The 13,530-nt window shown below is 51.8% G+C and carries 14 protein-coding genes; 10 read left to right on the top strand and 4 right to left on the bottom strand.

Features of this window, described 5'->3' with window-relative positions:
* Positions 1-155 precede the first annotated feature (155 nt).
* The 4 genes from DXH47_RS04430 (at position 156) to DXH47_RS04415 (ending at position 4,087) form a co-directional block, all read left to right on the top strand.
* Positions 156-1,055 (top strand): DegV family protein, encoded by a 900-nt coding sequence (locus DXH47_RS04430; protein WP_129031952.1) that lies wholly within the window; start codon positions 156-158, stop codon positions 1,053-1,055.
* Positions 1,056-1,439: 384 nt separating this feature from the next.
* The gene (locus DXH47_RS04425) at positions 1,440-2,405 is read left to right on the top strand and encodes an ABC transporter substrate-binding protein (RefSeq protein ID WP_129031950.1); all 966 of its coding nucleotides are present in this window, start codon (positions 1,440-1,442) and stop codon (positions 2,403-2,405) included.
* 16 nt (positions 2,406-2,421) lie between these two features.
* Positions 2,422-3,423 (top strand): ABC transporter permease, encoded by a 1,002-nt coding sequence (locus DXH47_RS04420; protein WP_129031948.1) that lies wholly within the window; start codon positions 2,422-2,424, stop codon positions 3,421-3,423.
* Positions 3,320-4,087 carry an ABC transporter ATP-binding protein gene (locus DXH47_RS04415; RefSeq protein WP_129031946.1) on the top strand — a complete coding sequence of 256 codons (768 nt, stop codon included), beginning with the start codon at positions 3,320-3,322 and terminating at the stop codon, positions 4,085-4,087. The genes DXH47_RS04420 and DXH47_RS04415 overlap by 104 nt, the downstream gene beginning before the upstream one ends.
* A 56-nt stretch (positions 4,088-4,143) precedes the next feature.
* On the opposite strand, the gene DXH47_RS04410 is transcribed toward DXH47_RS04415, so the two are convergent.
* Together DXH47_RS04410 and DXH47_RS04405 are read right to left on the bottom strand one after the other, a co-directional pair.
* On the bottom strand, positions 4,144-4,839 hold the full coding sequence (locus DXH47_RS04410; RefSeq protein WP_129031944.1) for a CPBP family intramembrane glutamic endopeptidase: 696 nt from the start codon (positions 4,837-4,839) through the stop codon (positions 4,144-4,146).
* Between the two features lie 23 nt (positions 4,840-4,862).
* Positions 4,863-5,246 carry a VOC family protein gene (locus DXH47_RS04405; RefSeq protein WP_129031943.1) on the bottom strand — a complete coding sequence of 128 codons (384 nt, stop codon included), beginning with the start codon at positions 5,244-5,246 and terminating at the stop codon, positions 4,863-4,865.
* Positions 5,247-5,439: 193 nt separating this feature from the next.
* Here DXH47_RS04405 and DXH47_RS04400 point away from each other — a divergent pair, with 193 nt between their 5' ends.
* The 6 genes from DXH47_RS04400 (at position 5,440) to DXH47_RS04375 (ending at position 11,074) form a co-directional block, all read left to right on the top strand.
* Positions 5,440-6,993 carry an ABC-F family ATP-binding cassette domain-containing protein gene (locus DXH47_RS04400; RefSeq protein ID WP_129031941.1) on the top strand — a complete coding sequence of 518 codons (1,554 nt, stop codon included), beginning with the start codon at positions 5,440-5,442 and terminating at the stop codon, positions 6,991-6,993.
* A 301-nt stretch (positions 6,994-7,294) separates the two neighbouring features.
* Positions 7,295-7,921 carry a L,D-transpeptidase gene (locus DXH47_RS04395; RefSeq protein WP_129031939.1) on the top strand — a complete coding sequence of 209 codons (627 nt, stop codon included), beginning with the start codon at positions 7,295-7,297 and terminating at the stop codon, positions 7,919-7,921.
* Positions 7,922-8,155: 234 nt separating this feature from the next.
* Positions 8,156-8,758 carry a L,D-transpeptidase gene (locus DXH47_RS04390; protein WP_129031937.1) on the top strand — a complete coding sequence of 201 codons (603 nt, stop codon included), beginning with the start codon at positions 8,156-8,158 and terminating at the stop codon, positions 8,756-8,758.
* Positions 8,759-8,950: 192 nt separating this feature from the next.
* The gene (locus DXH47_RS04385; RefSeq protein ID WP_129031935.1) at positions 8,951-9,586 is read left to right on the top strand and encodes a DapH/DapD/GlmU-related protein; all 636 of its coding nucleotides are present in this window, start codon (positions 8,951-8,953) and stop codon (positions 9,584-9,586) included.
* A gap of 55 nt (positions 9,587-9,641) precedes the next feature.
* The gene (locus DXH47_RS04380) at positions 9,642-10,571 is read left to right on the top strand and encodes an FAD-dependent oxidoreductase (RefSeq protein WP_129031933.1); all 930 of its coding nucleotides are present in this window, start codon (positions 9,642-9,644) and stop codon (positions 10,569-10,571) included.
* A gap of 23 nt (positions 10,572-10,594) precedes the next feature.
* On the top strand, positions 10,595-11,074 hold the full coding sequence (locus tag DXH47_RS04375) for an FAD-binding protein (protein WP_129031931.1): 480 nt from the start codon (positions 10,595-10,597) through the stop codon (positions 11,072-11,074).
* A 101-nt stretch (positions 11,075-11,175) separates the two neighbouring features.
* On the opposite strand, the gene DXH47_RS04370 is transcribed toward DXH47_RS04375, so the two are convergent.
* Together DXH47_RS04370 and DXH47_RS04365 are read right to left on the bottom strand one after the other, a co-directional pair.
* Positions 11,176-12,084, bottom strand: a complete 909-nt coding sequence (locus DXH47_RS04370; RefSeq protein WP_129031929.1) for a proline-specific peptidase family protein — start codon at positions 12,082-12,084, stop codon at positions 11,176-11,178.
* A 67-nt stretch (positions 12,085-12,151) separates the two neighbouring features.
* Positions 12,152-13,530 (bottom strand): Xaa-Pro dipeptidyl-peptidase (locus tag DXH47_RS04365; protein WP_137975624.1); only part of this gene is annotated, 1,379 nt, incomplete at its 5' end.

Here is a 13,530-nt window from a genome sequence, read left to right as displayed (position 1 = left end):
GTTTCTAACGCCAACGCAATTGCTATTCGTATCAAAATACCTCGTTGAGCCGGCTAGTGGCGCGGCCGGTAGACGTGTTATACTAATTGCAACGTTCCATTTAGAACCGGGAGATTAAACCCGATTGCGTTGAAATTTTGTAAGGAGATGACGGCGTGAAAATTGCCATAGTTACGGATACGTCGGCGGGAATCACACCGCAGGAAGCCGTTGCCCGGCAGATAACGTTGTTGGCGGCGCCCATCATGTTTGGTAACCGACAGTATCACGAATACCAAGATCTCAGCTCGGCGGAGTATTACCGCAATGTCCGCTTGAGTAAATCGAAGAAACTGGTTCCGACGGCTCCGCAGATTTCGATGGCCACTATCCACCAAGTCTGTGACCGCTTGGCCAAGCAGGGCGTGACCGACGTGGTAGTGATTGGGCCGACCAGTGGAATTTCAGGTTTCATGAACACTTTGAACTCCTATGTCGAAGCAATTACTAGCGTTAAGGTCTGGCCCTGGGATTCCCGGGGGATCCTGACGGTGATGGGTGACCAGGTACGGTTAGCGGCAGCCTTGGTTGAACGGGGGGCGGACGTGCCGACGATTTTGCAGGCCCTCGAACAATTACGGCGAACGGCGCAGACGGCTTTTGTGGTCGACTCTATTAAGCCCCTGTTACATACTGGAGAAATCAATTTGGGCCACGGCCCCAGCAACGTTCCGGTAGGTAAACCGCTCCTGGTCTTTGAGAATTCTGGTAAGATTCGCTTTGCCGGGACGGCCTTACGATTGAAAAGTGCGCTGGACGACTTGTTGGCCCAAATGGTGCCGGATCTCCAGGCGGCGACCCCATTAAAGGCCACCATTTTAAATGCCGATCAACCCGAGACCACCGAACAGTGGTTGATGGCCGCTCATGATCACTTTCCGCAGGTGCAATTCGATCGTGCCTTGATTGGCCCCAGCTTGGGCGTCCACGTCGGTGATGGTGCCATGGGCTTGGCTTGGTCACTGGATTACCAGCACCTCTTGACGGCCGAAAATGAGAATACCATTAAAAAATAAGGGTTGACAACCCCATTTTTTAATGGTTTACTGAGACTTGTAAATTGAAAAATGAAAGGAAGATGCGTCATGTTAAGCACGCCCCTCACTCATTTGAATAACCAATTTGCCTTTAGCTTCTTCTTTAGGTAGCGTTTGTACCCACTCTCGTTGGATACAAGCGCAAGCAAACCACGCGTTTGTATCTATCGAAGAGCTAAAGTTAGTTCAGTTTGACTTAAGCGCCAGATAGATACGGGTAGACTCTATCTGGAAGTGATATCGGGCCCGATGAACACCAGGTAGATTCTACACAGAATCTATTTGGTGTTTTTTTGTTCATCGCGATTAGTCAAGACGTTGATTGACCGGTGAAAGTACCCAATTCACTGAGGAGAGATCATGATGAAAAAAACGATTTTAGGCAGTTTAGTTATCGGCTTAGGCTTAATTTTAGCGGGATGTGCGACCCAAAAGGCAACCGGCAATGACCAGATATCGATTGGTGTTTTACAGGTCGTCCAACACGGTTCGCTCGACCAAGCCAGAAAGGGATTCAAGGCCGGTTTAGCGGCTGCCTTGAAGGCCCATCACAAGTCAGTAAAGGTCACCTACCACTACCTCAACGCCCAAGGCGACCAGAGTAACCTGAACACCATGAGTCAACAATTGACTCAACAGAAAAACGATTTATTGTTAGGCATTGCCACGCCGGCCGCTCAGGCGTTGGCCAAGAAAGATCACACCACGCCGACACTGGTCACGGCGGTAACTGATTTGCAAGCGGCAGGGCTAGTCAAGACCGCCAAACGTCCGCAGACCAATGTAAGTGGGACCAGTGACCTGACACCGGTGGGCAAGCAATTGAAGCTGCTCGCTAGTTTGACCACTGGCAAGAAACCCCTGGGTGTAATGTACAACTCGTCGGAGGAAAATTCCGTGTTGCAGGTCAAACTCGCTAAACGTTATGCCGCCAAACACCACTTGAATTTAAAGGTCGTCAGTGCCACCAGCACCAACGATATTGCCAGCGTTTTGGCCGGCTTGCAAGGTAAGGTGTCCGGCCTGTATTTGCCGACGGACAACCTGATGGCGAGTGCCATGAAGACCATCGGCCAAAAGGCCAAGGCGGCGAAACTCCCCGTGGTCACGGGATCCATCGAGATGGCCGAAGATGGCGGGACGGCCACTTACGGTCTGAACTACTATGATTTGGGCAAGCAGACCGGGAAAATGGCCTACCAGGTCCTGATCAATAAACGCAAGCCACAGACGTTACCGGTGGAAAATGCGGCGAAACTGCATTTATATGTGAACCGGGCCAACGCTAAGGCCTTGGGACTAGCCACCAGCGATATTCACCAGCCGTAGGAAGGAGGAACAACGAATGTTAATGACAAGTTTAGGCCAGGGCCTGCTGTGGGCGCCCTTGGTCATTGGGGTCTTCCTCACGTTTCGTATCTTAGACATTCCGGATCTGACCACCGAGGGGAGTTTTCCCCTGGGGGCGGCCGTGACCATCAGTGCTATGCTTGCCGGGGCCTCCGCAATCACGGCTAGCCTCTTAGGCTTTCTGACCGGGTGTGTGGCCGGTTGGGTGACGGGGGTACTGGATACTAAGCTCCACATGCCGTCGTTACTAGCCGGCATCTTGACCATGACGGGGCTGTATTCCGTTAACCTGCACATCATGGGCAAGGCCAATATCCCCCTGTTAAATCAAAAAGTGTTAACGGCCTTTCTGCCGGCGACCTGGTCCGTGACTTGGCAGACCATCGTGGTTGGCGGCCTGGTGACCGGCGTCGTCGTCATTCTGTTGATTTTGTTGTTTCAAACGCGCCTGGGACTGTCCTTGATGGCGACTGGAAACAATCCACAAATGAGCGCAGCCAACGGAATCGCCACCGACCGGATGGTCATCATTGGCTACATGGTGTCTAACGGTTGTATTGCCTTATCCGGGGCGTTGATTGCGCAAAGCAATGGTTATGCCGACATCGGCATGGGCATCGGGACCATCGTGATTGGTCTGGCCTCCGTATTGGTCGGGGAGATTTTTCTCCGTGGTCAGCGCATGGGGGTCCGGTTATTGGGGATGGTCTTGGGGGCCATCATTTACCGCTACTTATTGACGCTTGCCATGGGCCTGGGCTTTCCGGTCAACGACCTTAAGCTCCTGTCCGCCGTGATTTTAGTCATCGTGATTTGTTTACCGTTACTACAGACCAAGTACCGGACGCACCAGCAGGTGACCCGGTACTTGAACCAGATTGGAGTCGATCAAAATGCCACAACCAGCCGTGTTACAAGTCAGTCATCTGCAAAAGGTCTTCTTTCCGGGAACTCTCAACGAACGTCACGTGTTAAAGGACGTGAATTTGACGATTGACCCCGGGGATTTCATTGCTGTCATTGGCAATAACGGGGCCGGCAAATCAACGTTGCTCAATACGATTGCGGGCACCTTACCCGCCGATGCTGGACACCTGACCCTAGCTGGTCATCCGGTGACCAAGCGTTCGGTGGCGTACCGGTCACACTGGCTCTCCCGGGTTTTTCAAGACCCCAAATTGGGCACGGCCGGGGAATTGAGCGTGGCCCAGAACTTAACCTTAGCTGCTAGCCATACGGGGAGCTTGAGTTTGCGCCGGTATCGGCGCCGCGGGCAAACCGAACGGTATCGAAAGCTACTCGCCACCTTAGAAATGGGATTAGAAGACCGACTAAACGTGCAGGTCAAGTACTTTTCTGGTGGTCAGCGTCAGGCACTGTCTTTGTTGATGGCGACTTTGAGTCAACCGGACTTACTCTTGCTCGATGAGCACACGGCAGCGCTAGACCCCAAGACCAGTCGTGAAGTCATGGACTTGACGCAACGCATCGTAACGACCCACCGCCTGACCACCTTGATGATCACGCATAAATTAAGTGATGCGCTACGTTACGGGAATCGTTTGCTGATGGTCCAGGACGGTCAAATCAAGCTCGATGTTCGCGGGGCAGCCAAAGCGGCCCTGCGTCAGGACCAGATCTTGCAACTGTTTGCCGAGTAAAAAATGCCACGTGAAGCGGTCGCCGGTAAGGGCGCCCATCACGTGGCATTTGTAGCTTATAAAAGTGATAATGCGTTGTTCATGAAGTGCAACGCGATGCTGTAGCGGATATCCTTAAAGTACAGGTAGGTGAACCCTAGGACCCAACCCAATGCGGAATACATCAGTAGCGTCCAGGAAAAACCGCCGACGTGCATATAGCCAAAGATTAGACCGGAGACCAGCACGCCCAATAAGTTCATCCAGCGATTGTTGCGTCGGAAGAAGTAGTTCAAAAAGATGCCGCGAAAAATCAGCTCTTCAATGACGGGCGCCAAGCAGACCGAATAGGCTAGATTCCAGAAGGGGAGTTGTACGACTTGCTGGTTAATGGCGGTCTGGTTGGCCGGACTACTCAACACGTGATTGGCGATGAGCAGACTCCAGATTATCTGGACGCCGTACATCAGGCAAAATAGCGCGATGAGTTGGCCGACCCGGCGGACCGTGAATGGCGTTTGGCCGATTCGGCGGGGGTTGTCGTAATTGAGTTGCTTGTGGTATCGCCAACTAATAAAGGCTAGCAGAAACGCTGAATAAATCAGCATGATCCCAATAGTCCGGTTGGCAAGTGCGGGGTGACTGCTGGCTTGGCTAGTGGCTAACGTCAGTAGGACAGAATCGAACATGTAAATGAAGATAAATCCCACCCAAAAGCCACACCGACCGAGCCAATCAAATAGGGCCATTAAGCCCTGGTGTGCCTTGTGCATATTCTTTTTCTCCCTCTTATGTTTTAGTTATCGTATTTGCCGATTTCAATCAGATTCTCGTCCGGGTCGCGGACGTAGATCGAGGTCATGGGACCTAACGCCCCGCTCTTTGGTAGGGGACCGTCGACGATTTCCACCGCGTAGTTGGTCAAATGTGATAGAATGTTGGCCAGAGAATCGGTGGCGATGATGGCGAAATCCGCCGCGCCCACCGTGGGGTGTTTGGCCACGGGAAGTTTGGGGTGGTCGGTGACTTGAAAGTTGATCTTTTGCTTGCCGACCTTAACACCGCGCCGGCCGTCATCGAATTCAATGACGGGTAAATCTAATACTTCGTGATACCACCGGATTGACCGTTCCAGGTCGCTAACGGTCAGGGTGATGTGGTCAATGTCTCGAATGTTCATGAAAAGTTTCAGTCCTTAGTGAAGTAAATTTTACCCATTATAGCATAGTTGGCGCATGACCCCCTAAGGAGCCGTTGTTGACGTTGGGTGAGGTTTCGTGTTAAGTTATGCTTTATGAGTAAAGAAAACAGCCTTGACCATGTCGGGGCTTTTTTGTGCGAATTGCATGAGAGTAGAAGGGAAGGGTTTCAACGTGCCATTATTAACGGTTGACGACTTAAGCATGAGTTTCGCGGACAAGCAACTGTACGCCGATGCCAGTTTTCAACTGAACAAGGGTGAACACATGGGCGTCGTGGGTCAAAACGGCGTCGGTAAGTCCACTCTAATCAAAATCATTACGGGGCAAGAACTGCCCGTCACGGGTCAAATAAAGTGGCAAAATAAGGCGCGCATCGGGTACTTGGACCAGTACGCGGACATTCCGGATGGAATGACGTTGATTGACTTTCTCCATACCGCCTACGCCGATTTGTACGCGATGAACGACCGGATGACCGCGCTATACACGGAATACGCCGAAAATATGGATGATAAGCTACTAGAACGGGCCGGGCGGATCCAAGAAGAACTCGACGCGCGGGACTTTTATAATGTAGAAACCGAAATCGAACGGGTCATTTCGGGTCTGGGACTGGACGATATCGGTCGGGACCATGAAGTGGCCAAGATGTCCGGTGGTCAGCGGTCCAAGATTATTTTGGCTAAACTGTTACTGGAAAACAACGACGTCATCTTACTGGATGAACCGACCAACTACCTGGACGTGGGCCACATTGCGTGGTTGGAAGATTATTTAAACAATTTTGACGGGGCTGCCTTGATTGTGTCCCATGATTACGACTTCTTGCAAAACGTGACGAATTGTATCATCAACGTGGCCTTTGGGCGCATCACCAAGTACCGGGGCAGTTTCAAGCAAGCCATGCGGCAACGGGCTGAGCGTGAAAAGGCTCAACAACGGGAGTTTGATAAGCAACAGGTCGTGATTGAAAAGGCCGAGCGCTTTATCCGCAAGAACAAGGCGGGGTCGAAGTCGACCATGGCTAAGTCACGGGAAAAGATGCTTAACCGCATGGACCGGGTCGATCCGCCTTCGACCAACGTCCAGGCGCACTTCGACTTCCCGTACCAGAATACGGGGTCGCAAAATGCGCTGGTGGTCGACCAACTCTCCGTGGGTTACGACCGACCGCTCTTAAAACCGGTCACGTTCTCGGTCACGACCGACCAAAAAGTGGGCTTGACCGGGTTCAACGGGGTCGGGAAATCGACGTTGATCAAGTCCATCTTGGGCCTGATCCAGGCCAAGGGCGGCGAGGCCACTTTCTCGCCATCGGCTAAAGTTAGCTACTTCAGTCAGGACTTAGTCTGGGATAATGACCAACAGACACCACTTCAACTGATTCAGGCCAAGTACGAGAAGCTACCGCAAAAGGCCATCCGGACCAAGCTGTCGAAGTGTGGGTTGGATTCGGCCAACGCGATGAAGCCCATCGGAGAACTCTCCGGGGGCGAACAGACCAAGGTTAAGTTGGCCTTGATGGAGTTTGAACCCGCGAACTTCCTAATCATGGACGAACCGACCAACCACTTGGACGATGAAACCAAGCAGGCCTTGAAGACCGCTATCGCAAACTTCCCCGGCAACGCCATCATCGTTAGCCATGAGGAAAGTTTCTACACCGGCTTAGTCGATAAGATTTTAAACGTCGAAAAGCTGAGTTTGAAGAACGCTACCAATTAATTAGTTGTAAACGGCTGAAGAAAGACTAGAACAATAAAGTGCACCACCTTTAAATGAATCATTCATTTAAAGGTGGTGCACTTTTTAAGTTGTTCAGTGTCCATAACGGGCCGAAATGTACGCCAAAGCCCATTTTTGTAATAGGATAAGTGGTCCGGTTGGTGAATTATTTAGATGTGAGGGGCTGCTGAGAATCTAAATAATGGCGAAATCAGTGAATTTGTAATGGAAGCCTTTTATTTCATCTATAAAACGGTTAAGATGACTTATAAAGTATAAATTAAACAAAGGGTGGAAAACGATGAAATACTTTAAACGCGGCATCATGGGAATACTAGCTGTTTTGGTCGTTACTTTGGGGTTCAGCTATCTGTGGCAGCAGCTAACGACGACATCACGGACCAATCAAACTGCGCAACGAGTAGCCAGGCATGAGATGGTTAAAGCCCAGGCGAAAGCGAAAACCAAGCAGACGAAGGCTAAGGCGATTAACTGGCGTAAGCCATCGGAGAAAAAGCCGTATCCCAACTTAAAGAAGTATCCACACGCGCACTTATTGGTGAAGACCTCACGCCAACGGGTGTACGTGATGGCGGGCAAGAAGGTCCTTTACACCATGTATTGTTCGACTGGGAAGGGGCGGTATAAGACGCCAACGGGTACTTTCCACATCCAAGCTGAACGGGGAAAGTCCTTCTTCAACTGGAATTCTGGTGAAGGTGGGCGCTACTGGGTCTCTTGGAAGGGCCACGGCATCTACCTCTTCCATACGGTTCCCATCAACAGTAAGGGCCACTATATCAAGAAGGAAGCAAAACATCTCGGCAAATCAGCCGCTTCCCATGGCTGTGTCCGGCTTTCTGTTTCCGATGCCAAGTGGGTCTACAATCACGTGCCCTACGGTATGAAGGTCATCATTCATAAATAGGTAATTAGGGCTTGACGAGATGTAGTCAAGCCCTTTATTTTAGGCTTGAGGTGACTCGCGAGATTAGCAATGGCCAGAGTGGTCATGATGACCAACCATTTGGGGGATTAATGACCGCCTATGGTATCGCTTTCAATGACGGAAAGATTACGTTTTGGTCAAGATGCTTCCTTTTTGTGGGGAAAACGGTTATAGTAGGTTACATAGTGGAAAATCAACAAAGGGTGGAATCCAATGAAGCACTTGAGAAAATTGCTTTTACTGGTTCTGGTCGTCTTGGTCGCTGGCTGGGGGTTGAATCATCTCTTTCAGCACTTGTCGGCGTCAGCACCACGAACCAGCCAAACGACGAAGAAGTCAACTAAGAGTGATCCGACCGAGGCCAAGGCGGAAACGATTAACTGGCGGAAACCGTCAGAAGATAAAGCTTATCCGAACTTAAAGGCACACCCCAACGCGTGGTTGGACGTGAATACGTCGCGCCAACGGGTGTACGTCAAGGATGGCAATAAGGTGCTCTATACCATGTATTGTTCGACCGGAACGGGTAAGAAGAACGGCACGCCGAAAGGAACTTACCATATCCAAGCTGAACGCGGTAAATTCTTCTATAATCAAAATTCTGGTGAAGGGGCTCGTTACTGGGTTTCCTGGAAGGATCACGGGATTTACCTGTTTCATAGTGTGCCAACCGATAAGAATGGGCACTACATCAAGAAGGAAGCTGAACAACTTGGTAAATCAGCCGCTTCGCACGGCTGTGTCCGGCTTTCCGTTTCTGATGCCAAATGGGTTTACGAGAAGATTCCGTACGGGACGAAAGTTGTGATTCATTAATTTAGCCGATGTCCTTGCGGGGCACAATCATTAATACCTAACATCATAAGTTGGACCAGGTCCGGAAGTGAGCTTCCGGGCCTTTTTGGTTACGGCTAATCATCAGCACCTTAGTTTTTTAAAGCAACCAACTCCAATTTGCGGTAAACTAATTGGTAAGTAACCGATTTCAAATTGAAGGAAGTTTTGACGATGGTGAAAAAAATTAGCGCGGCTCAGGTCCAGAAGCTAGCTCAAGAAGATATCATGACCCGTGTTGCTCGCGGCGACTGGTACCAGTACGTTCACGAACCTAAACTGCAAGCAATCGTGCAGCAAAGCGCCCAAACAATCGCGCATATCAATGACGTGGCAAAGACAGATATTACCGCAGCTAACCAATTACTTCAGGAATTTTTACCGCATCTGGGAGCTGGCGTGACAATCAGTTGTCCGGTGGTTAGTATCGAACACCCCAACCGCTTACGTATTGGGGCGGGGAGCTTCATTAATGCACGGCTCCAGGTTATTAGTGGGGGTCAGGTGACCATTGGCAAGCGGTGTTTTATCGGGCCAAACTGTCAGTTATATACCCCGAATCATCCCACGGACGATTGGCAATTGCGCGCGCAAGGTTGGGAATACGACTCACCGATTACGATTGGTGATGACTGCTGGTTCGGTGGCTCGGTCATCGTGTTGCCTGGGGTAACGATTGGCCGGCACGTGGTCGTTGGTGCGGGAGCCGTCGTGACGCATGACCTGCCGGACAACGTGATTGCGGCGGGGAACCCAGCGCGGGTGATTCGCGCCGTGCGGCCGGCGGAACAACCCACACCGGAGGGGTAAAATTATAAATTGAAATTAAGAAACCGAAACGTGGCTAGAATTGGAGTGTGAAAAAATGGCGAAAACGTATGACGTTGTAATTGTTGGCGCGGGGTTGTCAGGATTTGCGGCCGCCGCTCGAGCGGCAGATAAGAACTTAACGACCCTTTTACTTGAAAAAAGTGCCCATACAGGGGGTTCCGGTAACTATGTCGAAGGGGTCTTCGCGGCTGGGTCCACAATTCAAAAGGCGGCGGGGGTCCACGTTGACCAACAAGCCGTATTACAGACAGAATTAGATTATTCGCATTATGAAGCCAATCACGATATGTGGCGGAAGTATATTGCGCAGTCGGGTCAAAATATCGATTGGTTGCAAGCTCACGGGGTCCAGTTTACCGGTGTTGCCACCTTGGGCAAGGGCAGCCAGACGTGGCATTTATTTGCAGGCCACGGGGCACAAGCCATTCATCAGGGCTTAAAGCCGTTTGTGCAACGGGCCGGTGTCACCATCACAACTGCGGTGGATATAACCAGCATCACGAAAGATGATGACCAATTTACAATCGCGTTCACGCATCAACAACAAATTATCACGGTCACGGCTAAGAACGTGATCCTGGCGACTGGGGGCTATTTGAACAATCCGGCCATGATGGACCATACCGCACCGACGGGCAAAAATACGATTCTTCCGATGAATGCGGGTAAAAGTCATGGCGACGGCCTTAAATTTGCGTGGAAATTAGGGGCGCAACCCTTCTTTACGGGGATGAAAATGCGGTTTGGCGCCCAATTGGCGGACCCCAATGTGCCACCCTACAAGCTATGGGGGGCGACGCTGGCCAAGTTAGTGGTCCGTGCCCAGCCGTTATTATGGGTCAACGAGAGTGGGGACCGCTTTGTGAATGAAGACCACGTCATCGATAATTGGTCCAGTCAGGGGAACGTTATCAACCGACAAGAGCGGGTCTTCGTCATCCTGGACCAAGCCATGATCGACTAAGTACGACGAAGCTCATTAAAAAAATGCACTTCGATTACTCGCACCAGACGATTCCAGAACTCAAAGAAACCGTGGCCACGGCGATTGCTAAGCACCGGGCGTACCTTACGGTGGCGGATTCGATGGCCGCGCTCCAACAAAAAATCAGTGCGCCGGCGTTAACCGCCACCATTGCACGCTACAATCAGTTGGCGACCCAACACCAAGACGTTGATTTTGGCAAGCCGGCCCAGTACCTATTTCCAATTGAACAGGGGCCCTTCTACGCCATCGAAGTTGGTTGTGGCGCATACACCACGGGTGATGGGCTCAAGGTCAATGGTGATCATGAAGTCCTGGCCGCTAACGGGCAAGCCATTTCGGGCTTATACGCCATTGGCAGTGATGGTTCGGCCATTATGTATGGCGATACGTACGGGGTCGAAATTCCGGGGAGCCACGCGGGTTTTTGCGTCTTTTCGGGTATCCATGCGGTCGACCATTTGGCAACCACGATTAAGTGAGGATAGGGGCGCGCATGATAAACTTAAAAATCGGACCACTCGAGGAATCAACTCGAGTGGTCCGATTTTGTTAGTAGCATGAGTAACAGTTCAACGCGGTGTTAGTCGTTGAAGGTGTTATTTTCGACATCACGCATGAACGTGGCCAAGTGGTCATAATAGACCGGTGCGTTATCGATCATGTGGTGATGACCACCGTCTGGCGTAGTGGCCCACCGCGCGTGTGGAATCGTTTCGGCCATCCGCTTACCAGTGGCCAGTGGCATGGTTTCGTGTTCCCCAAAGGTGACCAGCGTTGGTACTTGGATATTCTTGAGTTGGTCACGCACGTCCCATTCTTTGAGCTTCCCGGTGATGACGAATTCGTTATCTCCTTGGAAGGCGCCGTAAACGTCGGTCGCAGTGGTGTCGATTAGGTGAGAGATCGCGGCCGGTTGCTTACGGTCAACGTAACCCTTGTTCAAGATGTCAACGAGACTTTGGTACTTGGGGTCGTCGTAGTTGCCGTTAGCTTCGACCTGCTTCATGTAGGCCAATTGGTCGGCCGTCATGATCTTTTCACGAATCTGGTTGATGTGGGTCACGTATTCGTCGATGTTATCGACCATGGACGAAATGATGGCGCCCTTTAAGTGTTGACCATACTTTAAAGCGTACATCTGAACCAGCGCACCGCCCCAGGATTGGCCAATCAGGTAGAACTTGTCGAGGCCTAATTTTTGCCGGACTTCTTCGACTTCATCCAAGAAGTAGTCGTAAGTCAGGTACTTTTTATTTTCGGGGAGGCTGTAGTCGGGTTGGTCGGAGTACCATGAGCCAAGTTGGTCGTACATGTGGACCTGAACGTTCAGCCCTTGCTTGGCCAGTTGTTGGGCCGTATTTTCCCAGTATTCGTGGTTGCCACCAGGGCCACCATGGAGGGCCAGCAAGTGAATGTCGCCGGTCCCTTGGGTGTTGGTCCAGAGGTGATAACCGTTGTCGAGTGTGATGATAGTCGTGCCTTGTTTCATAATCAAATTCCCCCGATTCTTAAGATAGTTTCTAGTTTAGCATGATTTTGGTTTAAGACCCAACTAACTAGTCCGTTAGGATGGGCACGGTCAAAGTCGACCCGTCCAGTTGCACGGAGTATTGCAGGTCTTGGTTGCCCCGGACCGTCATGCCGAAGTCCGTGGCGTAGATGACCAGGCCCAGTTGGTGGCCGGCGAGTAACCGGTAGTGGGTCGGTTGAAGGGTGACGCTTAAATCGTAGAACACGTTAGGCTTGAGTTCGTCGACCTTGTAGACGTTAGTCCGGTTCTGCAGGTTGCGGTGGCCCTTAGTGATCAAGTGCCAAGGGGTCACGGCGCCCAACTGAAATTCGCGGAGGTCGTCTTCGCGCCACTGGAAGCCTTCGTCGAGCGATTTACGGGCGAGGACGGTCGGGCTGACCTTTAAGCGTTTAGCCTCGCCGTAGTCCACGACTTGAAAGCTCAGCATGCCGACCGGTTGGTTGACCGCCACTCGTAGGTGGACCGTGGGCTTGCCATCTAAGACCAAGTCGTGGGTCAAGCCGGCTGATTTGAACAACAAGCGGTGGTGGGCCATGGCGTCGTGTTTGTCCCCTAACAGCTCCCGTTGCCAGCGGACGATGTCGTGGGTGTAGGTGTTGAACTGCTCGTGTGGAAGTTGGTCACTGAAGCTGATGGCGCCAGTAGCGGGCGTTGCGGTGGCCGCATCGCGGAGCTCATCTTCGCGCAAGGCAAACTCACGTGATGGGTTGTTCGGGGCATCCCAATCAGGATAGGCTTGCCAGTGCTCCGGTTGGGTGTTGTCTTGAATAATGACGTTAGGCAACAGAGATTCCGCCTGGTTGTCAACGCCCAAGAGTTCGTGGGTCAGCCAGAGGTTGACGATGTCGGTGTAGTCGATGGAACGAAAGGCATTGATGTAGATATGTTGACCCTGGTGCAAAATCAACTTCTTGGTCACGGGCAAATCGCGGACCGCGTTCCAAAGGTTATTGACGTTACGGGGTTTCACGTTCCAGTCGTTTAAGCCGTGGACTAACAAGAGGTCCGCGGTGATGTTTGCGGCGTCTTTTAAATAGTTCCGGGCGTCCCAGAACTGGTTATAGTTGCCGCTTTGCCGATCCTGGTCGTGGGTGATCTGAGCCAACGCGCGTTGCCACTTGTCGCGTAAGGGCAGGTAGGCCCCGGCTTGTTGTTCACGGCTGAAGACCTCTTCGGCCAAAACGTCGGCGTCTTCGCCCGGGAAACCGCCGGGAGCGATGACCAGCCCACCGTCACGGTAGTAGTCGTACCAACTGGAAATGGCGGCTTCACTGATGATCGTTTTGAGACCAGCCACCCCGGTCGTTGCGGCTGCCGTGGCCAGCGTTCCCAAATAGGAGCGACCGGTCATGGCAACGGCGTGCGTCGACCACCAGGCGGGAATCGCCGTGGTAGCGTCGCGAG

The organism is Levilactobacillus suantsaii (assembly GCF_004115745.1).
In the GTDB taxonomy this organism is placed as follows: domain Bacteria; phylum Bacillota; class Bacilli; order Lactobacillales; family Lactobacillaceae; genus Levilactobacillus; species Levilactobacillus suantsaii.
This window is presented reverse-complemented; position numbering and strand designations above follow the sequence as displayed.

What these genes read in the sequence shown, in the direction of transcription:
- DXH47_RS04425 (WP_129031950.1), top strand. Translation starts at nt 1,440, where the DNA reads ATGAAAAAAACGATTTTAGGCAGTTTAGTTATCGGCTTAGGCTTAATT.
- DXH47_RS04420 (WP_129031948.1), top strand. Translation starts at nt 2,422, where the DNA reads ATGTTAATGACAAGTTTAGGCCAGGGCCTGCTGTGGGCGCCCTTGGTC.
- DXH47_RS04415 (WP_129031946.1), top strand. Translation starts at nt 3,320, where the DNA reads ATGCCACAACCAGCCGTGTTACAAGTCAGTCATCTGCAAAAGGTCTTC.
- DXH47_RS04410 (WP_129031944.1), bottom strand. Translation starts at nt 4,839, where the DNA reads ATGCACAAGGCACACCAGGGCTTAATGGCCCTATTTGATTGGCTCGGT.
- DXH47_RS04405 (WP_129031943.1), bottom strand. Translation starts at nt 5,246, where the DNA reads ATGAACATTCGAGACATTGACCACATCACCCTGACCGTTAGCGACCTG.
- DXH47_RS04395 (WP_129031939.1), top strand. Translation starts at nt 7,295, where the DNA reads ATGAAATACTTTAAACGCGGCATCATGGGAATACTAGCTGTTTTGGTC.
- DXH47_RS04390 (WP_129031937.1), top strand. Translation starts at nt 8,156, where the DNA reads ATGAAGCACTTGAGAAAATTGCTTTTACTGGTTCTGGTCGTCTTGGTC.
- DXH47_RS04385 (WP_129031935.1), top strand. Translation starts at nt 8,951, where the DNA reads ATGGTGAAAAAAATTAGCGCGGCTCAGGTCCAGAAGCTAGCTCAAGAA.
- DXH47_RS04380 (WP_129031933.1), top strand. Translation starts at nt 9,642, where the DNA reads ATGGCGAAAACGTATGACGTTGTAATTGTTGGCGCGGGGTTGTCAGGA.
- DXH47_RS04375 (WP_129031931.1), top strand. Translation starts at nt 10,595, where the DNA reads ATGCACTTCGATTACTCGCACCAGACGATTCCAGAACTCAAAGAAACC.
- DXH47_RS04370 (WP_129031929.1), bottom strand. Translation starts at nt 12,084, where the DNA reads ATGAAACAAGGCACGACTATCATCACACTCGACAACGGTTATCACCTC.